This window comes from Elusimicrobiota bacterium (genome assembly GCA_016182905.1).
GTDB lineage: Bacteria > Elusimicrobiota > Elusimicrobia > UBA1565 > UBA9628 > GWA2-66-18.
The window spans coordinates 62489-84429 of sequence record JACPFR010000018.1 but is presented as its reverse complement, the minus strand read 5'-3'; the positions used below and the strand labels follow the sequence as shown (position 1 = coordinate 84429).

General features: G+C 68.1%; 23 protein-coding genes. 12 read left to right on the top strand and 11 right to left on the bottom strand.

Going from position 1 to position 21941, the window contains the following annotated elements; translation table 11 throughout:
• Nucleotides 1–23: 23 nt before the first annotated feature.
• The 5 genes from HYV14_07065 to HYV14_07045 all read right to left on the bottom strand — a co-directional run bounded on the left by HYV14_07065 (nt 24) and on the right by HYV14_07045 (nt 5134).
• A complete protein-coding gene (locus HYV14_07065; protein ID MBI2385759.1) occupies nt 24–413 on the bottom strand; it encodes an OsmC family protein in 390 nt (129 codons plus the stop codon).
• A 53-nt stretch (nt 414–466) separates the two neighbouring features.
• Nucleotides 467–2491, bottom strand: a complete 2025-nt coding sequence (locus tag HYV14_07060; protein MBI2385758.1) for an MFS transporter — start codon at nt 2489–2491, stop codon at nt 467–469.
• Between the two features lie 55 nt (nt 2492–2546).
• Entirely contained in the window at nt 2547–2987 is a 441-nt protein-coding gene (locus HYV14_07055; protein MBI2385757.1) for a response regulator, read from the bottom strand.
• Nucleotides 2988–2989: 2 nt separating this feature from the next.
• Complete coding sequence (locus tag HYV14_07050) at nt 2990–4150, bottom strand: PAS domain-containing protein (GenBank protein MBI2385756.1); 1161 nt, start codon at nt 4148–4150, stop codon at nt 2990–2992.
• Nucleotides 4151–4216: 66 nt separating this feature from the next.
• Complete coding sequence (locus tag HYV14_07045; protein ID MBI2385755.1) at nt 4217–5134, bottom strand: HAMP domain-containing histidine kinase; 918 nt, start codon at nt 5132–5134, stop codon at nt 4217–4219.
• A gap of 106 nt (nt 5135–5240) precedes the next feature.
• Here HYV14_07045 and HYV14_07040 point away from each other — a divergent pair, with 106 nt between their 5' ends.
• From HYV14_07040 to HYV14_07000, 9 genes are all read left to right on the top strand, one after another.
• Nucleotides 5241–5771, top strand: coding sequence for an RNA polymerase sigma factor (locus HYV14_07040; GenBank protein MBI2385754.1), 531 nt, complete (start codon nt 5241–5243; stop codon nt 5769–5771).
• A complete protein-coding gene (locus HYV14_07035; GenBank protein ID MBI2385753.1) occupies nt 5768–6118 on the top strand; it encodes a hypothetical protein in 351 nt (116 codons plus the stop codon). The genes HYV14_07040 and HYV14_07035 overlap by 4 nt, the downstream gene beginning before the upstream one ends.
• Complete coding sequence (locus HYV14_07030) at nt 6105–6821, top strand: hypothetical protein (GenBank protein ID MBI2385752.1); 717 nt, start codon at nt 6105–6107, stop codon at nt 6819–6821. Before HYV14_07035 ends, HYV14_07030 begins: the two co-directional genes overlap by 14 nt.
• A 5-nt stretch (nt 6822–6826) precedes the next feature.
• Nucleotides 6827–7393 carry a DNA repair protein RadC gene (gene radC, locus HYV14_07025; GenBank protein ID MBI2385751.1) on the top strand — a complete coding sequence of 189 codons (567 nt, stop codon included), beginning with the start codon at nt 6827–6829 and terminating at the stop codon, nt 7391–7393.
• A gap of 28 nt (nt 7394–7421) precedes the next feature.
• Complete coding sequence (locus HYV14_07020; GenBank protein MBI2385750.1) at nt 7422–7955, top strand: hypothetical protein; 534 nt, start codon at nt 7422–7424, stop codon at nt 7953–7955.
• The gene (locus HYV14_07015) at nt 7952–8770 is read left to right on the top strand and encodes a tetratricopeptide repeat protein (protein ID MBI2385749.1); all 819 of its coding nucleotides are present in this window, start codon (nt 7952–7954) and stop codon (nt 8768–8770) included. The genes HYV14_07020 and HYV14_07015 overlap by 4 nt, the downstream gene beginning before the upstream one ends.
• A gap of 42 nt (nt 8771–8812) precedes the next feature.
• Entirely contained in the window at nt 8813–9952 is a 1140-nt protein-coding gene (locus HYV14_07010) for a PD-(D/E)XK nuclease family protein (protein ID MBI2385748.1), read from the top strand.
• Nucleotides 9953–10028: 76 nt separating this feature from the next.
• Nucleotides 10029–11504, top strand: coding sequence for a glycerol kinase (locus HYV14_07005; GenBank protein MBI2385747.1), 1476 nt, complete (start codon nt 10029–10031; stop codon nt 11502–11504).
• Between the two features lie 73 nt (nt 11505–11577).
• Nucleotides 11578–12219, top strand: a complete 642-nt coding sequence (locus HYV14_07000; GenBank protein MBI2385746.1) for a hypothetical protein — start codon at nt 11578–11580, stop codon at nt 12217–12219.
• Between the two features lie 137 nt (nt 12220–12356).
• On the opposite strand, the gene HYV14_06995 is transcribed toward HYV14_07000, so the two are convergent.
• The 6 genes from HYV14_06995 to HYV14_06970 all read right to left on the bottom strand — a co-directional run bounded on the left by HYV14_06995 (nt 12357) and on the right by HYV14_06970 (nt 18679).
• Nucleotides 12357–13013: an HAD-IA family hydrolase gene (locus HYV14_06995; GenBank protein ID MBI2385745.1), complete on the bottom strand. Its 657-nt coding sequence runs from the start codon at nt 13011–13013 to the stop codon at nt 12357–12359.
• Entirely contained in the window at nt 13014–14762 is a 1749-nt protein-coding gene (locus tag HYV14_06990; GenBank protein ID MBI2385744.1) for an ABC transporter ATP-binding protein, read from the bottom strand. It abuts the gene before it with no gap.
• Nucleotides 14759–15943 (bottom strand): pyridoxal phosphate-dependent aminotransferase, encoded by a 1185-nt coding sequence (locus tag HYV14_06985; protein MBI2385743.1) that lies wholly within the window; start codon nt 15941–15943, stop codon nt 14759–14761. Before HYV14_06985 ends, HYV14_06990 begins: the two co-directional genes overlap by 4 nt.
• Before the next feature lie 33 nt (nt 15944–15976).
• Entirely contained in the window at nt 15977–16465 is a 489-nt protein-coding gene (locus tag HYV14_06980; protein MBI2385742.1) for a PaaI family thioesterase, read from the bottom strand.
• A complete protein-coding gene (locus HYV14_06975; protein MBI2385741.1) occupies nt 16462–17487 on the bottom strand; it encodes a c-type cytochrome in 1026 nt (341 codons plus the stop codon). Before HYV14_06975 ends, HYV14_06980 begins: the two co-directional genes overlap by 4 nt.
• A gap of 61 nt (nt 17488–17548) precedes the next feature.
• Complete coding sequence (locus tag HYV14_06970) at nt 17549–18679, bottom strand: HAMP domain-containing histidine kinase (protein ID MBI2385740.1); 1131 nt, start codon at nt 18677–18679, stop codon at nt 17549–17551.
• Between the two features lie 174 nt (nt 18680–18853).
• Here HYV14_06970 and HYV14_06965 point away from each other — a divergent pair, with 174 nt between their 5' ends.
• The 3 genes from HYV14_06965 to HYV14_06955 are packed head-to-tail and all read left to right on the top strand — an operon-like array spanning nt 18854 to nt 21940.
• Nucleotides 18854–20359 carry an aldehyde dehydrogenase family protein gene (locus tag HYV14_06965; GenBank protein ID MBI2385739.1) on the top strand — a complete coding sequence of 502 codons (1506 nt, stop codon included), beginning with the start codon at nt 18854–18856 and terminating at the stop codon, nt 20357–20359.
• 1 nt (nt 20360) lies between these two features.
• Complete coding sequence (locus HYV14_06960) at nt 20361–21152, top strand: enoyl-CoA hydratase/isomerase family protein (GenBank protein ID MBI2385738.1); 792 nt, start codon at nt 20361–20363, stop codon at nt 21150–21152.
• A complete protein-coding gene (locus tag HYV14_06955) occupies nt 21149–21940 on the top strand; it encodes an enoyl-CoA hydratase/isomerase family protein (GenBank protein MBI2385737.1) in 792 nt (263 codons plus the stop codon). Before HYV14_06960 ends, HYV14_06955 begins: the two co-directional genes overlap by 4 nt.
• Nucleotide 21941 lies beyond the last annotated feature (1 nt).

Below are 21941 nucleotides of genomic sequence, written 5' to 3'. Positions count from 1 at the left end.
CTATCCTCAAGGATAGCGTTGCCTCAGGACGCCTCGGCGACGATCTCGAAGGCGGGCGGGTTCAGGATGTGCTTCTTGGCCGTGCACAGGTTCGCCGTCGAGATGACGCTGTCGCGGTACTTCTCGGGGAAGCCCTTGGGCAAGGTGATCTTCAAGACGATCTTGGAGACCCGGTGAGCGGCCTCGTCCCATTCGGCGGTCTGCGTGAGCTCCAGGCCCTCGGTCGGCAGGTCGCGCTTGCGGCAGAAGCTCAGCACGAAGATGCCGGCGCAGGTCCCGAGCGAGGCGAGGAACAGGTCGAACGGCGCGGGCGCGCTGCCGTCGCCCCCCGCCTCCTTCGGCTGGTCCGTCGTCACGGTGAAGCCGTCGAACTCGGCGGTCACCTTCTTGTTGCCCGGAAAGCGTATCTTCATCTCCATAGGTTTCTCCCCTTCTATTGAGATGCTCGGGGCCGGGAAAGGATTCTTCAGGCCAGGCGTCCGATCTCGCCGCGCAGAGACCACAGCACGGCGAGCTGGAGGCCGAACACGCCGATCATCAGGGCGGTGAACGGACCCAGTCTCGCGGCGTGTATAAGCAACGGAAAGGCCACGGCCGCGCCGGCGATCCGGCCGGCCTGCATCAAGGTGATGCCCAGGGAGTAATAGAAGCCCGAGCGGCCGCCGCCCGGCGTCAGGCGCATCAAGGCGAACTGCGCCGTGGAGCCGACCATGAGCTCGCCCACGGTGAGCAGGAGCATGCCGGCGAACACCCAGGCCTGGGACGCCATGCCCCAGCCGGCGAGCAGGATGCCGAGCACGGTCAGGAGCATCCCTCCCGCCATCGTGATCCAGGGCCTGCGGAAGAGCCTGGTCGCCTGCACGGCGAAGGCGGCGCACAGGACCGTGTTGAGGATCATCATCGTCGAAAAGCGGCGCAGGCCCTCTCCGGGATGGAGGACCTCGAGGCGTCCCGCGCCTCCCTCCATGAACAGCTCGTAGAAGAACGACCAGCCCATCAGGACGACCGCGCAGCGGAAGAAGGTCCATTTGGACGCGGCGCCGCCGGCGTCCTCTCCGCCCAGGCGGCCGCGGTCCCCGGACGGCCCCTCGCGCCGCGGCAGTATCTCGCGGCCGATGAAGAACGCGCCCAGCGAGGTCGCGGAGTCGAACAGGAACAGCGGCAGCAGCCCGAGCCGCGAGCCGGCGGCCCCGACCGTGAAGCTGAAGATCTGCGCGAAGTTGTTGACCATCCGCATCCAGCCCAGCGCTTCCTTCTGATGGGCGCGCTCGACCTGGTCCATCAGGAGCAGGCGTTGGACCACGGCCATCAGCGCCTCGGAGAACTGCGCGAGCATGCCGAAGAACAGGATCAGCCAGATCGAGGTCTGGAACGGCAGGAAGCCCAGGCCCGCCGCGGACATGAGCAAAGCGGCGAGCACCAAAGTCCGCGAGTTGACGCGGTCGGTCAGCGCGCCGCCGGCGAGGGTCCCCGCGAGCATCGTGCCCTTGAGCGCGGACAGCACCAAGGCGCCTTCCCCGGTCGAGACCCCGCGCTCGACGAGGAGGATCGCGATCAGGCTGAGGCCGATCGAGCCGACCTTGTTGGTGAAGGTCGTCAGCAGGACCGGGCGGCTCTGGCGGAAGGCGGGCGAATCGGTGATCAGAACCTGAAGCTGGCGCCGAAGTTGAGGTACTTGGTGTCGGGCGAGCCCTTCTGCCGGACGAGCTCGTAGCCGAGGTCGAGGCCGAGGCCGCCGAACCTCATCGCCGCGCCGGCGCTCGCCGCCGCCGAGGCGGGCTGGGGCTGGATCTTGTAGCGGGTCGCGGTGAGGGAGGCGTAGGGACTGAACGCGAGCCAGCGCGAGTAATCGAGGCGGACGGTGCCGCTGCGGTCGGGGAAGCCGTTGACGAGGGAGGCGGTCTCGGCCAGGCGCGGGCGGCGGCGGGCGGCCGTCGGGAGGTCGTTGAAGTCCTGGTCGTAGAGCGAGCGCGAGGCGTCGACGGACACGGTCAGGTCCCAGGCCGTGACCGAGGCGGTGACTCCGAGGTCGTTCTGGTTGATGATGACGTTGCGCCGCGTCGGAAGCGCCGGCGTCGCGGGCACGATCTGAGAGTGGCGGGTCTGCGACCAGAAGGCGCCCAGCTCGAGCTCCTCGACCCCGGAGGGCTCGTCGGACTCGTCGAGGAGGAAGGTCCAGCCGGCGTCGGCGCCGAAGCCGCGGTTGGCGTAGGCGTCGTTGCGCGGCGTGACCGAGGCGGTCAGCCCGACGGCGAGGTTCTCTCCCTGATAGGACGCGCGCAGGCCGGCCGTGCGCGTCGTGCCCGTCGAGCCGTCGAAGCGATAGTCGGAGTAGCTGCCCTTCAGGCGCCAGACGTCGCCGTACTGGAGCGAGGCGCCTCGTCCCAGGTAGCCGCCCGTCCCGACGGCGCCGCGGACCGCGCTCTTCCAGAGAGGCCCGGCTTCCGTCTCCTCGGCGCGGACGGCGGCCGAGGCGCACATCAGGACGCACGCGAAGACGGGAAGGAGGGCTCTCATCGTGCGGCTATGTTAGCAAAGTCGCGGTTTTAAGGCACGCGCGGGTACTCGTTGAACGTCAGCCAATAGGCGCTCAGGGCCTTCACCAGGCCCGCGAGGGTCTCGATCGACGAGGGCTTCATGAGATACGAGTTCACGCCCAGGTCGTAGGCGCGCTCGACGTCGCCGGGCAAGGAGGACGCGCTCAGTATGATCACCGGCAGCCGCTTCATGTCCGAGGCGCGGATCCATTGCAGGACTTCGATCCCGTTCATGAACGGCATCTTGTAGTCGAGCACGACGAGGCCGGGCAGCGGGAACCTCGTCCGGTCCGCGAAGGCGCCGGTCCCGGAGAGGTAGGCCACCGCTTGCCGGCCGTCCTCGACGAACCGCACCGGATGGCCGACCCCGGCGATGCGGAGGGCCTCGGTCAGGAGATAGCGGTCGTCCTCGTTGTCCTCCGCGATCAGGACGGCGGAGCCGGCGGGCATCGTCACGTCGCGGACTCCAGCTCCAGCCAAAAACGGCTGCCCTGCCCCGGCTCCGACTCGAATCCGACGGTCCCGCGCATGCGCTCGGCCGCCAGCTTGACGACGGCCAAGCCGATCCCGGTCCCCGCGCGGCCGCCCTTGGGGTGCAGCCGTTCGAAGGGCAGGAAGATCTTGTCGCGGAAGCCGGGCTCGACGCCGATCCCGTTGTCGGCGACCCAGAGCCGGACCTTCCCCTCGCGCTCCTCCGCTCCGATCTCCACCTCCGCTTTCCGTCCCAAGGGGACGAATTTGAGCCCGTTGTCGAGGAGGTTGGCGACGCACTGGCTCAGCAGCGACTCCTGTCCGAGGACGGGCGGCAGGGGGCCGTGGACGCGGACGGACGCGCCCTCCAGCATGCCGGCGTAGTGCTCGAGGACGGAGGCCACGACCCCGTCGAGGTCGACGCGGGTCAGAGCCCCGTCCTCGCGGGCGATGCGGCTGTAGTTCAAGACGTCCTGCGTCAGGCGGTCCATCCACAGGGCCGCGCGCCTGATGCGGTGCAGGATCTCCGTCGTCTCGCGCGAGGCCGAACCGGCGAGACGATTGAGCAGGATCCGCGAATAGCCCTCCAGGGCCCGCAGCGGCGCCCGGAGGTCGTGGGCGATCGTGTGCGAGAAGGCCTCGAGATAGGCGACGCTGGCTTGGAGCTGGGCGGTGCGCTCGGCGATCTCCTTCTCCAGATCCTCCACGCTCCGCCGCTTGAGGCGCACGAACTCGGTCACGTCCTCGCCGCGGTGGATGATGAAGGAGAGCTTCCCGTCGGCGTCCAGGATCGGAGTGAAGCGCGGCCTCCAGTAGCGCTCCTCGAAGCCCCCGCCCGCGGATTCAGGCCGTCGGATGTCGTACTTCAGGACGGGCACCGTCTCCTCCCGCCGCTCCCTCACGACCTCCTCCAAGGCGCGGCGGATGCGTTCGACCCCGCAGCCCCGGGGGTCGGCGGGGTTGTCCGGGAAGACGTCGAAGAGGTCCCGCCCGAGGATGTCCTCGCGCCGCGTCATCGTCGCGCGCAGGTAGGCGTCGCTCGCGGCGACGATCCGGTGGTCCGGAGTCAGGACCAGATAGAGGTCCGGCGCCCCCTCGAACAGGGCGCGGAAGTCGGTCTCCTTCAAAAGGGCGGTGGCCACGTCTCATTCTAGACAGGAGGCGGCCGCGCTGACGATATACGGCGTGTAACAGGTAGGGTGCGCGTTCTAGACGAACATCGCCACGAAGGCGTTGAGGCGGCGGGCGACGTCGAGCAGCAGGCCGTGGAGCTGGAGCGGCTCCGCGTAGACCTCGACGGGGCGGACCATGTCGACGGTCGCGATCGGGACGGTGAAGCAGAAGGTCGAGCCCGAGCCCTTCCAGGACTCGGCCCAGATGCGCCCGCCGTGGAGCTCGACCATCGCGCGCGCCAGGGTCAGGCCGAGGCCGGTGCCCTGCGCCTGGCGCGCCTGGGAGCCGGAGGCCTGCTCGAACATCCCGAAGATCTTCTCGAGCTCGTCGTGGGCGATGCCGCAGCCCGTGTCCTTGACCTTGAAGAGCAAGGTCCCGGCGTGCTCGTACTTGCCCTCGGCGACGGTGACCGTCACCGTGCCGCGGGCGGGCGTGAACTTGATCGCGTTGGAGATCAGGTTCATCAGGACCTGGACGACGCGGCGGCTCTCCGCCGCGCAGCGCGGCAGCAGCGGCGCGAAGTCCTTGTTGATCTTCACGCCCTTGGCGGTGGCCATGGCGCGAAGCGAGTCGGCGGCGTCGTCGACCATCGTCCGGGCGTCACAGGGTTCCTTGACGATCGCGAGCTTGCCGGCCGCGATCTTGCTGTAATCCATGATGTCGTTGACGAGACCTTCGAGACGCATCGTGTTGCGGATCGCCAAGGAAAGCATCTGCTTCTCGTCGGCCTGGAGCTTGGTCTCGATCTGCTCCGAGAGGATCTCGAGGCCGAGGCGGATGGAGGTCACCGGCGCGCGGAGCTCGTGGGCCAGATAGGCGGCCTGGACCTTCGAGTCGGGGCGGCGGAGGGCCGTGGGGACGTGGTTCTTGGCGGCGGGCTTCGCGGGCTCCAGTCCGGACTTCGGAGCCTCGCGGATCACCAGGTCTTCCCACTGCGGCTGTGTCGCGTCCATGGCTTAAATGTATCTTAAATCTGTTACAACGATATTACGCGTAAACTTACATCCGGGGATGCAACTTTTTGCCCCCCTCGATCGTATGGTAGGTAGAATGATCGAAATGGACTGGGACGCCCTCATCGACGCGACGGCGAATAAGGCCTATTGCTTCGCCATGGGCCTGTGCGGCAACGAGGAGGACGCCAAGGAGCTCGTCCAGGAGGCTTTCGCCAAGGCCATGGACCGCATCGGCACCCACGACCCGTCCATGCCCTTCGAGGCCTGGTTTTTGACCGTCTTGAAGCATCTTTACCTGGACGGGACGAAGCGCTACGAGAAGCGGCACGGTCAGTCGCTGGACCTGCCGATCGACGAGTCGGGGCTGACGGTGGCCGATGGGATCGCGGACATACGGGAGACGTCGCTTCTCGAACGCCTGGAGCGCGAGGAGAACGCGAAGCTGGTGCGCCGCGCGATGCGGGCTCTCACCCCGGACGCCCGGGCGGTCCTGATGATGATCGATCTGGAAGGGCTCGGCTACGAACAGGCGGCCGCGGCGATGGGCTGCCCGTTGAACACCCTGCGCTCGCGCATCGTGCGCGCGCGCACGGCGCTGAAGGAACGACTGCTGGCCCTGGAGGTCACCCTATGAATGAAGACGACGACGCCCGCCTGGCGAAAGCCGCGATGAAGTCCCTGCTCGTCCCGGCTCCGCAGAGCCTGAAGGACGAGCTCAAGCGCATGGCCCGCAGCCGGAAGCCGGCGCCATCGATCTGGGACGGCTTGAGGGAAGCCCTGTCCGGAGGAGCTTGGGCGTACGGGGCCGGAGCCGCGTTCGCCGCGGCCGGCGTGGGGATGCTGATCCTTCGGGCGGTCCCCGGGCGGGAGGCCCCGCCGGCGGTCGCGGAGCGTCCGGTCCAGAGGATCGAGAGCGCGGCCCCGCAGGCCCTGGCGGACCTGTGGTCGGACGACGACGGAGGCGACGATGACGAGATTTGATCTTGTCGTTGCGGTCCTCCTCGCCGCTCTCCCGCTTCAGGCCAAGCCCCGGCAGGCCCGGCCGGGAGCCGATGAGCTCCTGCTGAAGATGCTGTCGGGTCCGACGACGAGCTACGCGGGAGTGGAGCGGGTGCAGGTGTTCCTCGCCGGAGCGAAGCCTAAGGCGCTCAAGGTCCTGGTCTCCTCGCGAGCGGGCATGATCCGCCGCGAGACTCTTCCGCCGAAGAAGAAAGCCGCCCCCCTCGTTCAGGTCCACGTTCGCGAGGACGCCGTGCCGGCTCACGCCCGGCTGCGGGGCCTCTACGCGGTCACCGTGTCCACCGGGGGCGTCGTCGCCAAGCGCAGGACCTGGAAGCTGGAGCTCAGGCTGCGGTCCGGGATCCTGCGTCGGGCGCTGTGGGTGGACCGGGACAGCGGCCTGTTGATGAAGCGCGAGACGTACCGCGACGACGGGACCTTGCGCCGCCGGGAGCGGATCGTCAAGCTGTCCCTGCCCGCTCCGGTCGAGCCTTTGAAGGCCGCGGTCGAGACCGGGCCGTGGGCGCCCGACGGCTTCGTGTTCGCCGGCGAGAGCGGCGGGGCCCGGTGCTGGTCGAACGGCCTCGAGAGCTACGAGGTCCGGCTCATCGGCGGCAAGGCCGTCGTGACGGGCGATCTGGCCGAGGACGACGCCTCCCGGGTCGCCGAGACGGCGGGCCGGTGAGCGTCATGGACCAGGAGCATCCGCGGGCGAAGCTGGCGCGCCGGGGCCCCGAGGCGCTGACCGACGCCGAGCTGGTCTCCGTGATCCTGAGCGTGACCGCGCGCCGCGCCGAATCGATCGTGAAGGAAGGAGGCGGCCGTGGCCGGGAGGCCGCCCTCGAGGAGTACGCCAAGCGCCGCCGGGCCTTCGACCCGCGGCCGGTGGTCGACGGGGCGCGCGCCGCCGCGGGCCTCGTGCCCTCCGAGGCGCGCTGCGCCCGCAAGGAGCACTTCCTGGTCCTGTGCCTCAACGCCCGGCGCCAGCTCCTGCGCATCGAGACGGTCTCGGTGGGGACCCTGTCGGCGAGCCTCGTCCATCCGCGCGAGGTGTTCGCTCCCGCCATCTCGCACGGAGCGGCGGCCGTCGTCGCGGTCCACAACCATCCCTCCGGCGATCCGTCGCCTTCCGCCGAGGACCGGGAGGCGACGCGCCGCCTGCAGCGCGCCGGGGAGCTGCTCGGCATACCGCTGGCCGACCACGTGATCGTGTCCGAGTCTTCTTTCTTCAGTTTCCGGGAAAGCGGCCTTCTGTGACTGTTTCCGGAAACAGTTAGAATCAATCATGCTCCCGGTCCTGCTGCTCTTCCTCATCCCCGTCGGCGGCGGCATACCCGCCGGCGTGCTCCTCGCGCGCCAGACCGGCCTGGCGTGGCCGGTCACCGCGGGGCTGTACTTCGCGTCGGACCTGATCCTGGCCGTCGCCTTCGAGCCCGTCCTGCGCCTCCTCGCGGCGGTCGCCCGGAGGATCGACTTCCTGGCCCGCGCGGGCGCGGCGATGAAGGCCGCGATGGACCGCGCGGCGGCCCATTACGGCGGCAAAGGCGCCGGGCCGTTCGCCTTGATCCTCGTCGCCTTCGGCGTCGACCCGATGACGGGGCGCGCGGCGGCCATGGCCGCCGGGCACGGCTTCGTGGCGGGCTGGGCGATCGCGATCGCGGGCGACATGATGTACTACGCCGTGATCGCGTATTCGACCCTGCGCCTGAACGCCTACTTCAAGGACCCGAACACGACGATGCTCATCGTCCTCGGCGCGATGATCGTCGTTCCCGTATTGGTCCGCCGCCTGAAAGTGGCATACTCTGAAAAGCGATGAACCCCCTCCGGATCGCCGCCCTCGCCGCCACCGCTCTCCTCGCGGGCTGCGACACCTATCACTACCTCTCGGGCACGCTCCAGGAGGACGCGCGGCGCCCGGTGCAGGCCGTGAAGCAGTACGAGAAGTTCCTGGCCTCGCGCCCGAAGGACCCGCGCGCGTGCGAGGTGCGCCTGCGCGCGGCGGAACTGTACCGGACCGTGTTCGGCCGCTGCGGCGAGGCTCGCGCCCATTACGAGGCCGCCGCCCGCGATTTCCCGAAGCTGACCGCCTGTCTCGAGCGCGCCAAGACCGGCCTCCTGCGCTGCCCCGACTATTTCCCCACCGACGCCGGCCGGACCTGGGTGTACGTGGACAGCGCCAGCCGCGGTCAGGCGATGCGCCTCGAGTGGGAGGCGCGGGCGTCCTCCGGCTCGGTCGGCTCCATCTCGTCGGCGCTGTACGCCGGCGACAAGCGCATCCTGACGAAGACCGAGTATTACCAGAAGGCCGACTGGGCGGTCTGGCGCGTGGACAAGGACGGCCGCGAGGCGATCCTGCGCTATCCGTACAACGAGGCGCAGTCCTGGAGCGCCAAGCGCGGCAAGTCGAAGGTCGAGTACCTCGTCGTCTCCGCCTCGACCACGGTCACTGCCGCCGCCGGGACCTTCAGCGGCTGCCTCAAGATCCGGGAGAAGGACAGCGCCTTCAAGGGCTCCTGGCGCTACGACTACTACTGCCCGGGCGTCGGCCGGGTGAAGACGACGATCGGCGGCCCCGGCTTCGAGAACCCGAACACCGAACTCAGCCGCTTCGACGGGGATTTGGTAAAATAGCGGCCTGCTTATGAAAGATAGTCGGACGGCGCGGAGCGCCGCATGAACCTCCCCCGCCCCCTGTCCCACTCGTCGATCACGCTCTACAACGAGTGCCCGCAGAAGTACAAGTTCAAGTACGTCGACAAGATCCCGGAGAAGCCCAAGCACTTCTTCTCTTATGGACAAAGCGTCCATCTGGCGCTCGAGTACTTCTACGGCCCGAAGGAGGCCAAGGCCCCGAGCCTCGAGGACCTGCTGAAGCACTTCCGCGAGATCTGGGTGAACACCGGCTATCGCGACGAGAACCACGAGGCGGAGCTGTTCGAGGAAGGCCGCCAGCTCCTCGCCCGTTTTCACGACAAGCACGCGAAGTCGTTCCACGTCCCGTTCTCGGTCGAGTACAACTTTAATTTTGAATACGAGGGCGTGCCCCTGACCGGCAAGGTCGACCGCATCGACAAGCTCCCGGACGGGCGCCTGTCGATCCTCGATTATAAGACCGGCAAGAAGCTCGCCGCCGGGCGTCTGGACATCGACGCCCAGCTCACCATGTACCAGTTCGCCTGCGAGAGCCAGCTCGGCGCCGAAGTCGGCGAGCTCATTTTTTATCATCTCCCCACTCTCAAAGAACACCGCACCGTGCGCCGCGGCGCCCCGCTGGTCAAGGAGCTGACCAAACGCATCGTGGACACCGCCGAGGGCATCACGAAGGAGCGCTTCGACCCGAAGCCGACCGAGAACGCCTGCCGCTGGTGCGACTACAAGCCGTTGTGCCCGATCTACAAGGACCAGTACGCGGGCATGCCCGCCGTCGCCGCGAAGCCCTCCGGCGAGCCGGAGCTGGCCGCGCTCGTCGACAAGTACGGCGACGCCCTGGCCAAGGTCGAGGCGGCCAAGGCCGAGGCCGCCGCCGCCGCCAAGGAGCTGGCCGCCGCGCTCAAGAAGAAGAACTACGTCCGCGCCTTCGGCGAGCGCTTCGAGGTCGCCTCCTCCCCTGTCCTGAGGTGGGAGTTCCAGGACAAGAAGAAGGTCCTCGAGATGCTGAAGACGGCGGGCCTGTACGAGAAGGTCCTCGCGCCCTCGGCGCCCCTCGTCAACAAGCTCCTCGAGGACAAGGCCGTGGACGCGGACCTGCGCTCGCGCCTGGCCGAGCTCGGCGAGCGCGTCGAATCGACGGATCTCAAGCTTAAGGGCCTGTGAGGCGAGGGACTCGCACCGGTGCGAGTCGATCAGCTATCCTTGAGGATAGTTACTCCGCCAACCGGGAGACCGTGACATGAAGACCCGCGACCTTCTCCTCGCTCTGGACCAGGGCTCCTCTTCCTCGCGCGCCGTGCTCTTCGACCTGAAGGGCAGGATCGTCTCCCTCGCGCAGCGCCCCGTGCGCACGAAACGGCCGAAGGCCGGCTGGGTCGAGCACGACCCTCTCGAGCTCGCCAAGACCTTGGAATCGGCCCTCGACGCGGTCCTCTCCAGGCTCGGCCCCAAGGACCGCGTGCTCGCCGCCGGCCTCGCGGTTCAGCGCTCGACCGTCGTTTTCTGCGAGAAAGGGAGCTTCAAGCCCGCCGCGTCCGCCCCATCCTGGATGGACGGCCGCGCCGCGGAGTTCGTCGCGCCGCTCCAGGAGCGCCAAGGCGAGGTGCACGGCCTGTCCGGTTTGTACGCGACTCCTTATTATTCCGCCCCCAAGATCCGCTGGTTCCTCGACCGCGCCCCCAAGGTCCGTGCGCTGGCCGACGCGGGCCGCCTGCTGTGCGCGCCGGTCTCCACCTTCATCGCCGCCCGCCTGACGAAGGGCGCGGTCGTCGCGGCCGACCCCACCTGCGCCCAGCGCATGCTCCTGATGAACCTGGACACGGCGGCCTGGGACCCGGCCCTTCTCGCCTTGTTCGGCCTGTCGGCCGAGCTGCTCCCCTCCATCCGCTCGTCGGCGGGGGACTGGGGCGTCATCGAGCGCAAAGGCCGCAAGATACCGCTGCTGGCCGCGGTCGGCGACCAGCAGTCGGCCGCGATCGGCCTCGGCGCGGCCAACGAGGGCGACGCGGTGGCCAACTACGGCACCGGCGCCTTCCTCTTGCGCCACACCGGCCCGCGCCCCGAGCGCGCGCCCGGCCTGCTCGCCTCGGCGGCGGCCACCGTCGGCGGCCTGCGCGGCTACTATCTCGAGGGCACCGTCCACGCGGCCGGCACCTCGTTCGAGTGGCTCAAGGACAACCTGGGGCTGATGAAGGACGCCAAGGCCGTCGACGAGGCCTTTAAAAAATCAAAGCGGCGCGTGCTGATGCTGCCCGCGATCGGCGGGCTCGGCGCGCCTAGATGGGACTACAAGACCAAGACGGCTTTCTTCGGACTCGACTCGCAGACGACCAAGCATGACCTCGTCCGCGCCACCGCGGAAGGGCTGTGCATGCTCCTCGCCGACGCGGCCGCGGTGATGACGGCCTCCGGCTCGCCGGTGACCCGCGCGCGCGTCGCCGGCGGCCTGTCGCGCGCGGACGCGATGATGAGCTTCCAGGCCGACGCGCTGGGCGCGACACTCGAGCGCCGCAAGGAGGTCGAGGCGACGGCCCTCGGGGCCGCGATCCTCGCCGCGAAGGCGGCGGGCCTGCCCGACCCCGAGCGCATGGCCGACGCGCGCGTGGAGAAGACGTTCGCGCCGAAGTCCGAGGAGGGCGCGCGCGCCAAGCGCCGCGCGGAGTGGACGAGCTTCGTCGAGTCGACCCAGCGCCTCAGCCGCGAAGTCGTGCTATAAGGCCCTGAAAAAACCGGGCCTTAAGGCCCAATTTCCTTCGCCGCGAATTTATGGGCGTGCTAGAATAATCGTCATGAACCGCCGATCCCTCCCCCTCGTCGCCGTGCTCCTCGCCGTAGCCGGATGCGATTTCAAAGAAACGCGTTCCGGACAGATCGTGCTGACCGCCGGCGCCGCCGGCATCCCCCTGAACGGCAAGGCCGGGCCCGCGACGCTCGTCGCCGGCTCCGCCGAGATCACGTTCAAGAAGGGCTCCTCCGACAAGTCGATCGCGATCCGCGTCAAGCAGAGCGGCCGCCCCGACGTCGAGCTCGAGGCCGCCGTGGCCGGCGACTACCGGACCGGGAACTTCACGCTGAAGGGCTCCGAGATCGGCCAGCCCGTGGACATGGCCAGCGCCCGCTCCTACGCGATCACCGGCCCCAGCCAGCGCTGGTCGAACTGGGAAGACCAGGGCAGCCAGACCTGCATGGTCGAGACGACCTTCGACCCCTGCGACGAGAACTGGAGCGTGGGCTTCCGCTCCGCCGCCGGCGCCGAGCTCGGCTCCTTCTCGTCGCGCTACGCGACGCGCTGCAACGAGCGCCGCTACACCTCGTGGTGCCGCCCCAACCACCGCGAGCCGCGCATCCCGGACTTCCCGCGCGGCCGCGACCGCCGCGTGATCCTGGAGAAGGCCGCCGCGGTCGATCCCTCGACCCTCAAGTTCGACTAGCCGACGGGCCTTACTGAAAAGAAGGCCGGCGCCGCTTCAAGCGGCGCCGGCCTTCGTCTTTATCGGGCCGCGCGGACTACGGACTCATCCCCATCGTTCACATCGGGACTGTCGTCAACGACAGTCGCGCCGTCGGGTCAACGGCGCAGATGCGAGATCAAGCGCTCGTAGTTGAGGCCGGCGAAGCTGCCCAGCTCGAAGTCGGCGCCGGACATGTCCTGGCCCTCGTTGTGCTCGGTGCGGAAGGCGGCGACCTTCATGCCGGCGCGCTTGGCGGCGAGCAGGCCGATGGAGGAGTCCTCGATGGCGAGGCACTCTCCCGGAGGCAGGTCGAGGCGGGCGGCCGCCTCGAGGTAGATGTCGGGGAGCGGCTTGGTCTTCCCCCCCACGTCGTCGGCCGAGACGATGGCGTCGAGCAGCGGCGTCAGCTCGAAGCGCTCGACGACGATCTTGATCCAGCGCTCCGGGGAGGACGAGGCGATCGCCGTGCGCACGCCCTTGTGCTTCAGGTGCCGCGCCAGCTCGAGGAAGCCCTCGGAGCAGTCCACGCGGTCCCGGTAGACCTTCGTCGCGGAGACGTCGCAGTGGGCCAGGAACTCGACCTTGCCCATCGAGAAGTCGTATTCCTTGACGAGGAAGCGGTGCAGGTCCTCGACGCCGAGGCCGGTGATGCGGTCATTGTCGGCCGCCTTCCAGCCGGACACCGTCTCCCGGAAGAACTCCGCCTCGACGGCCTTCCACTGCGCCTCGGAGTCGACGATGACGCCGTCCATGTCGAAGATGACGGCTTTCATCTACGCCTCCGACGCCTCGAGCTGCTGGTAGCGGGTCAAGGTGGCGTAGACGCCGTTCTTGGCCATCAGCTCGCCGTGGCTCCCCATCTCCTCGATGCGCCCGTGGCGCATGACGACGATGCGGTCGGCCTTCTGCACGGTGGACAGGCGGTGGGCGATCATGACGACGGTGCGGCCGGGATAGAGGCGCTCCATGGCGTTCTGCACGGAGCGCTCGCTGCCCGCGTCGAGGTTCGAGGTCGCCTCGTCGAGGATGAGCAGCTTCGGGTCCTTGAGGACGGCGCGGGCGATGGCCAGGCGCTGGCGCTGGCCGCCGGAGAGACGCGCGCCGCGGTCCCCGAGCGGCGTGTCGAGGCCCTGCTTCATCGCGCCGACGAACTCGGAGGCGTCGGCCACGGCGAGGGCCTTCTCCACGTCGGCGCGGCTGGCGCCCTCGCGGCCGATGGCGACGTTGCCGAACACGGTGTCGTTGAAGAGGATCGTCTCCTGGGAGACGAGGCCCAGCCGCGCGCGCAGTTCGTGAGAGGACATGTCTTTGAGGTCGATGCCGTCGATGAGGATGCGACCTTCGGTCGGATCGAACAGACGCAGGAGCAGATGAACGAACGTCGTTTTTCCGGAACCCGACGGACCGGCCAACGCGACGACCTCGCCCGGTTTGATCGTGAGGGAAACGTCTTTCAGCGCCCAGAGCTCGCGGGACGGATATTTGAAGGACACGTTCTCGAACACCACGCCTTGCGTGAGCGCGGGGAAAGGCAGCGGATGGCGCGGCTCGACGACGGACGGACTCTCGTCCAAGATCGAGAAGATGCGCTCCGCGGCGGCCAGGCCGAGCTGGAGGGTCGAGTTCATCTGGGCGAGGTTCTTGATCGGTCCGTAAGCCATGAAGAATGAGCCGATGAAGACCGCGAACTGCGACGCGGTCATGCGGCCCGCGCCGATGGCGGAGCCGCCGAGCCAGACGATGGCGGCCATGATGAGCGAGCCGAGGAACTCCATCAGCGGCCCCGACAGCGCGGTCGCTCTGAAGTAGCGCATCATCTGGTGGAAGAACTCGTCGTTCTCCACGCGGAACTTCGCGATCGAGCCCTTCTCGTAGTTGAACGACTTCACGACGAGCATGCCCTGCAGGCTCTCCTGGAAGCGGTGGTAGATCTCCCCCATCACCTCCTGGCCGCGGCGCCCGGAGGAGCGCAGCTTGCGGCCCAGCACGCCCAGCACGCCGCCCGCGACCGGGATGACGATCAAGGCGACCAGCGCGAACTTCGGGTTGGTCGTGATCATGATGATCAGGACGAAGACGATGGTCAGGGAGTCCCGGATCGCGTACAGCGGGACGAACTGCAGCGCCGACTGCAGGGCGGTCATGTCGTTGGTGAGCTTCGCCAGGACCTCGCCCGCCTTGGATTTCCAGAAGAAGTCCATCGGGAGGGCGTGCAGGTGCGTGAACAGGTCCTCGCGGATCTCCTGGGTGATCCTCTGCCCGAGCCAGCTCATCAGGTAGCTCTGCGTGTATTGGAATATGAGCTTGAGGAAGAAGATCGCCGGGATCATCAGCGCGACCCGCTTGAGCTTCACCGGGTCGGAGTCGATGAACAGGCTGTTCGTGATGGGCCCGAGGACCCGCACGAGGGTGCCGTTGAGCGCGGCCATGCCGACCATGACGACGACGGCCTGGAGCAGGCGGACGCGGTGCGGCCTGACGTAGGTCAGGAGGCGGTCGAGCGACCTCCTGTCCGCGCTCACTTCGCGGCGACCGCCGACAATTTGGGCAGGGCCGCCGTCATCGACGCCAGAGCGGTCTCGATGTTGGCGACCGAGTTGGCGTAGGAGAAGCGCAGGTAGCCCTCGCCCATGGCGCCGAACGAGGTGCCGGGAAGACACGCGACCCCCGCCTCGGCCAGCAGGGCGTCGGCCAGGGCCTTGGACTTGAGCCCCGTGCCCTTGATGCTCGGGAAGACGTAGAACGCCGCCTTCGGCGTCTTGCAGGTGACGCCCGGCAGCGCGTTCAGGCCCTTCACGATCACGTCGCGGCGGCGCTTGAACTCGGCGACCATCGCGGTCACGGAGTCCTGCGGGCCGGTCAGGGCCTCGATCGCGGCGTACTGGGAGAACGCGGGGACGCAGGAGTGGTCGTTGGTCGACAATTTGGCGATCGCGTCGATCAGCCACTTGGGACCGACGCCGTAGCCCAGGCGCCAGCCGGTCATCGCCCAGGTCTTGGAGAAGCCGTCGAGGAGGATGGTGCGCTCCTTCATGCCCGGGTAGGCGAGCAAGGACAGATGCTTCCCCTCGTACACGATGCGGGAGTAGATCTCGTCGGCGAGCAGCATCGCGTCGGGGAACTTGGCCAGCGCCTTCGCCACGCGGTCCATCGTCTCCCGGCTCATCACGCCGCCGGTCGGGTTGGCGGGCGAGTTGAGGATGACGAGCTTGGTCTTGGGCGTGAGGAGCCTCTCGAACTCCTCGGCGTCGAAGTCCCAGTCGAGCTCCTCCCGGATGGGCAGGGGCACGGGCTTGCCGCCGGCGTAGTTGATCATCGACTCGTAGATCGGGAAGCCGGGGTTGGGGTAGATGACCTCGTCGCCGGGCTCGACCAAGGCGAGGATGGTGAAGAAGATGATCGGCTTGCCGCCGGGGACGATGACCGTCTCCTCGGCCGCGTAGGAGACGCCGCGGGACTTGCTCACGTACTCCGCGATGGCCTTGCGCGTGTCGGGCAGGCCGGCGGAAGGGCCGTAGTGCGTGTGGCCCGCGTCGAGGGCCTTCTTGGCCGCCTCACGGATGTTGACGGGAGTGTCGAAGTCGGGCTCGCCGATCTCGAGGTGCACGATCTTGCGGCCCTGGGCCTCGAGCGCGCGAGCGCGGGCGAGGACTTCGAAGGCGGTCTCGGTTCCGAGGCGGGAAAAGCTTTTAGCGAGTCTCATAGCGGGATATTAACCTTTTTTCGCCGTTTTTATTCACGCCGCCCGTCCTAAAATACGGCGTTGGTCGGAATCGGCCAGGACCATGAAGCGGCCGTCGGCGTAGGCGTAGACGACGTGGTCGGCGTCGCTGAGCGTGCCCTCGAGGAGCACGAGGCGGTGGCGCTCCCGGATCAGGCGCGTCTCGACGAGCATGGTCGCCCCCACGGGCACGCCCTTGCGGAACTCGGTGGTCAGGCGCGCGGTCATGACCGGGCGTCCGGCGAGCCAGGCCGCGGCGCCCAGGGCCTCGTCGAGGGCCGTCAGCAGCGCCCCGCCGTGCACGAGCCCCGGCGCGCCCTCGGACAGGCTTCCGAACCGGGCGGTCGCCACCAAAGACCCGTCCTCGCGGCGGTAGTACTTGAGGACGATGCGGCCTTCCGTGCCGGTCATGCCCGCGAAGGCCCCCCTCGCCGCGGCGAACGGGAACGGCTGGACTTCCTCCCAGCCGGGGAGGGGCCAGGGCGAGGCTTGGGTCTCTGTCATTCCGGCATTTTAGGAAATTTGACGGCCGCCGGGTCGCCGTTGAGCGCGTTCATGAAGGCGACGAGGTCCTTCTTCTCCTGCGCGGTGAGGCCGAGGGGCTTCATGCGCCCGTCGAGATGCGGGTTCGCCGCGCCTCCGCGGTCGTAGTAATCGACCACCGCCTCCAAGGTCGCCTCGGAGCCGTCGTGCATGTAGGGCGCGGTGTGTCCGAGGTTGCGCAAAGTCGGGGTCTTGAAGGCGCCGGTGTGGTTCGGGTCCTTGGTCCGGGCGAAGCGGCCGGGGTTCGGCTCCTTGACCGTCATGCCGACTCCGATGTTGTGGAAGTCGGAGTCGGAGAAGTTGAAGCCGTCGTGGCAGATCGCGCAGTTGGCCTTGCCGTTGAACACGCGGTGGCCGCGGACGGCGGACTCGCTCATCGCCTTCTCGTCGCCCGCCTGCCACCGGTCGTAGGGCGCGTCGCCGGTCAGCACGGTGCGCTCGAAGGTGGCGATGGCCTTGGCCACGCGGTCGATGTCGATGCCCTCGTCGCCGAACGCCTTCTTGAACAGCGGCGCGTAGCCCTTGATCGTCTTGAGGAGGGCGACGGCCTCCTCGTGCGTGAAGCCCATCTCGAGCGGGTTCTGGATGGGGCCCTTGGCCTGCTCCTCGAGGCTCGGGGCGCGGCCGTCCCAGAACTGGAACTCCATGTAGGCGGAGTTGAGCACTGTCGGCGCGGACACGCCGCCCTTCTGCCCCTTGATGCCCGTGGACACCGGCGACTGGTCGGTCCAGCCCTTCTCCGGGGCGTGGCAGGTCGCGCAGGAGACGGTGCCGTCGCGCGACAGGCGCTTGTCGAAGTAGAGCCTCTTGCCGAGGTCGACCTTGGCGTCGGTGACCGGGTTGTCCGCGGGGACGTCGGGCGCCTTCAGGCCGAGCGGGACCTTGTACGGGTATTCGGGGCCGTCGAAATCCCCGGCGTGGGCGGCGGTCGCGGCGGGCGACGCGGAAGCGGCGAGCAGGACGGCGGCGAGCAGGCGGATCATGGGGCCCCCTATTGGATAATAATTATCAACGGATTAATTATATCCCTAATTCGCGGGGACGTCAAGCCCCGACGCCGCGGGGACTCGCGGCCGGGAGGCTGACGAGCAGCTCGCAGTTGCGTCCCGCGCCGAAGGCGCGCACGTCGCCTCCGTACGCGGCCAGGACGCGCCGCTGGGCGGCCAGGGGCGGAGGAGTGCTCTCCTCCGGGGCCGCGAAGCGCAGGCGGGCGCGGACCTCGTGCTCCTCGGACTGGACGACGACCGATAGGCGGGAGCCGCGCTTGGCGCGGGTGCAGACGATGGTGACGAGCTCGAGCAGGGCCTGCTGGACGTGCGGCGCGCTCCCGCGCGCGGCCGGCAACTCCGGCTCGATGCGCGTCTCGAGGGCGATCTTCCGGTCGTTGATGGTGTGGGCCACGAGACTGAGGACCTGCTCGGTCATGCGGTCCAGGCGGCACTCGGAGACGTCCTCCCCCGGGCGGCGGCGAAGGACGTCGGCGGTCAGCCGGCCGAGCGCGCGCGCGGCCGATTCGATCCGTTCGGCGTCTTCCGCCAGCGGCGAGGCTTCCCCGAGCTCCCGGCGCAGGACCTCAGCGCTGCCGAGGATCACGGCGAGCCGGGCGTGCACGTCGTAGAGGATCCCCTCCATGAACCCGGACCGCCCGGGGCCGTCGAGGCGCGCGCGCTCGCCGCGGTCGACGTCGGCCGACAGGCGGTCGAGGTCGGCGCGGGCCAGATCCAGCGCCTCGCGCGCGCTGCGTTCGCGCTGCGCGAAGCGCGAGGTCACCCCCGCGGACATGACGAGCACGATCACCTTGATGGCCAGCTCGGCGGCGGTCAGGGCGGCGGCCTCGCCGTCCGCCGGGGTGAGATGCAGGGCGCCGAGGAAAGCGCAGGAGAAGGCCGCGGCCATGACGACGTGGCGCGCCTGGAGATAGAGGCAGGCCGTGAAGATGGGCAGGAGGTACATCGGCCAGAAGCCCGAGTCCTCTCCGCCCGAGCTGGCGAGGACCGCGGTCACGAGCACCGTGTTGACCGCCATCGAGACCATCGGGACGAACCAGACCTCGCCGCGCCGGCGCAGGGCGAGCTGATAGGCGAGGTTGAAGGCCAGCAGCCCCGCGAACGCCCAGAGGATCCCGGGCGAGGAGAAGTGGGGGTTGTCGCGGCTCAGGACGGCCACCGCGCCCATGCAGATCGAGAAGGCGATCTCCTGGAACTTGAACGCGGAGTGCGCGGCCGCCTCGTTCCTTACGACCTCAGTTTAGCCCCGCCCCGCCCCCCTGTCAATGGGCGAGCCGACGGTGTCAATTCCCTCCGAATTTGGTTGAATAAAGCCAGCCGCTCGACGAGCCCCGGAGGACGAATGAGCACCGCCATTTTGCCCGAAGTTCACCCCCTTCTGAAGGAATTCCTGTCGCGCAAGGTCCACAAGCTCCTGATCGACGGCCTGCCCGCCGACGCGGCGTCCGGCAAGACCTTCGCGACCCTGAACCCGGCGACCGGCGAGGCCCTCGGGATCGTCGCCGAGGCCGATTCCGCCGACATCGACCGCGCCGTCTCCGCCGCGCGCAAGGCCCTGGACGGATCTTGGTCCAGATTCTCTCCCGCGGAGCGGGAGAAGATCCTGCACAAGGCCGCCGACCTGCTCGAGGCCCGCGCCGAGGCCTTCGCCCAGCTCGAGTCGCTCGACAACGGCAAGCCGATCCGCGAGGCGAAGAACGGCGACCTGCCTTTGGCCGTCGGCCTCCTGCGCTACTTCGGCGGCTGGCCCACGAAGATCCACGGGGAGACGACCCCGGTCTCCGTGCCCTATTTCCCGGGAGCGAAGTTCCTCCACTATACCGTGCGCGAGCCCGTCGGCGTGGTCGGGGCCATCATACCTTGGAACTTCCCCCTCTTGATGGCCGTCGAGCGCCTCGCCCCGGCCCTGGCCTGCGGCAACGCCGTCGTCCTGAAGCCGGCCGAGCAGACGCCGCTCTCCGCTCTTTGGCTAGGAGAACTGCTCCTGGAGGCCGGAGTCCCCGCGGGCGTCGTGAACGTCGTGCCGGGCTTCGGCCCCACGGCCGGCGCGGCGATCGCCCGGCACATGGGCATCGACAAGGTGACCTTCACGGGCTCCACCGAGGTCGGCCGCGAGGTCGTGAAGGCCTCGGCCGGCAACATGAAGCGCATCTCGATGGAGCTGGGCGGCAAGTCCCCCAACATCGTGTTCGCCGACGCCGACCTCGAGGCCGCGGCGAAGGGCATCTTCATGGGCATCTTCTACAACCAGGGCCAGTGCTGCTCCGCCGGCTCCCGCGTCTTCATCGAGCGCCCCGCCTACGACAAGATGGTCGCGGCACTCGCCGAGCGGGCCAAGACCGTCAAGCAGGGCAACCCTCTCGACCCCAAGACGCACATGGGGCCCTTGGTCTCGGCCGAGCAGCGCGACCGGGTCCTCTCCTACATCGAGTCGGGCAAGAAGGAAGGCGCGCAGCTGCTCGCGGGCGGCGCGGCCGCCTCGGGCCCCGGCTACTTCGTCCAGCCGACGGTGTTCGGCGGCGTCAAGGACGAGATGAAGATCTCCCGCGAGGAGATCTTCGGGCCGGTCGTGTCCGTCATGCCTTTCGACGGCCTCGACGAGGTCATGGCGCGCGCCAACTCGAGCGACTACGGCCTCGTCGCCGCCGTGTGGACCAAGGACGTCAAGAAGGCCCATCAGGCCGCCGCCAAGCTCAAGGCCGGCACGGTCTGGATCAACTGCTACCACTTCGTGGACGCGGCGGCGCCGTGGGGCGGCGTCAAGCAATCCGGTTACGGACGAGAGAAAGGCCAGTACGCCCTCGAGAACTACACGTCGCTGAAGTCGGTCTGGGTGGACCTCAACTAAGATGGCTCAGACCGCCGCCGCCGAGGTGTTGGTCGAGGTCGAAGGAAAGATCGGCGTCGTCTCGATCAATCGTCCGTCGGCGTTGAATGCTCTGTCGATCTCCGTCATGGACGCCGTTTCCGAGGCCTTGGGCGGATTCGACCGAGATCCGAGCATCCACGCCATGGTCCTCGCGGGTCTTCCGAAGGCGTTCGCCGCCGGCGCCGACATCGCCGAGATGAAGGATATCACCGGCGGCGCAGCCGCCGAAAAGCAGCTCGCTCGCCACCTGTCGAATTGGGACCGGATCGGGAACCTGAAAAAGCCGGTCGTCGCCGCCGTTTCGGGTTTCGCCTTGGGCGGCGGATGCGAATTGGCGATGGCCTGCGACATGATCGTCGCTTCCGAAACCGCCGTCTTCGGCCAGCCGGAGGTATTAATAGGCGTTATGCCCGGCGCCGGAGGCACTCAGAGATTGACCAAAGCCGTCGGCAAGGCTTTATCCATGGAGATGAACCTCACGGGCCGAAAACTGACGGCGCGCGAGGCCCTGTCATTGGGTTTGGTGAATCGAGTCGTGCCGGTGGAATCGTTTTTAAGCGAAGCTAAAAAGTTGGCCCACACCATCGCCGCTCAACCGCCGCTCGCCGTGCAGGCGGCGAAAGCTTCAGTCCGTGAATCGTTAGATTCGCGGTTGTCGGAAGGTCTGTCATTCGAGCGCCAGTCGTTTTACCGTTTGTTCGACACGCAGGACCAGAAAGAGGGCATGAAGGCCTTCGCGGAAAAACGAAAGCCCGTTTGGAGCGGCAAATGAGCATGGATCTCCTCAACGAGCTCAAAGACGGCGTCCTCACTCTCACCCTGAATCGCCCCGAAGTCCTGAACGCATTGACCCTGGACATGATGAAGGGCATCCGCGAAGCGCTCAAAAAAGCGTCCTCGGACAAGTCCGTCAAGGCCGTCATTCTCACCGCGAGCGGCCGCGCCTTCTGCGCCGGCGCCGACCTCGGCGACCTCAAGAAGCGGCAGTCCGTCAAGTCGTTCTCCCTCGGCGACGAGCTCCGCGACCACTTCAATCCGTTGGTCGCTCAGATCCGGCGTCTGGAGAAGCCCGTCATCGGCGCGATCAACGGCCTCGCCGCGGGCGCCGGCGCCAGCATAATCCTGGCGACCGATATAAAGGTGTGCGCTGAGAAGGCCACCTTCTTGAACGCCTTCGTCCGCGTCGGACTGGTCCCCGACTCCGGCATGACCTACTCTCTGCCCCGCTTCCTCGGCTACTCGAAGGCCCTCGAGCACATGTGGCTCGCCAAGCCCGTCACCGCCGAGCAGGCCCTCGCCTGCGGCCTCGTCAACAAGGTCGTGCCCGCCGAGTTCGTCCTCGTCGAGGCCCAGATGCTCGCCGCCGAGCTCGTGAAGATGCCCCCGCTGGCGCTCGCGCTCACCAAGCGGGCGGTCAACCGCTCCGCCGAGTCCCCGTCGCTCGACGAGCAGATGGAGTACGAGGCCCAGCTGCAGGAGGTCCTCGGAAAGACGTCCGATCACGCCGAAGGCGTCACGGCCTTCCTCGAGAAGCGCCCCGCGCAGTTCAAAGGAGAATGAG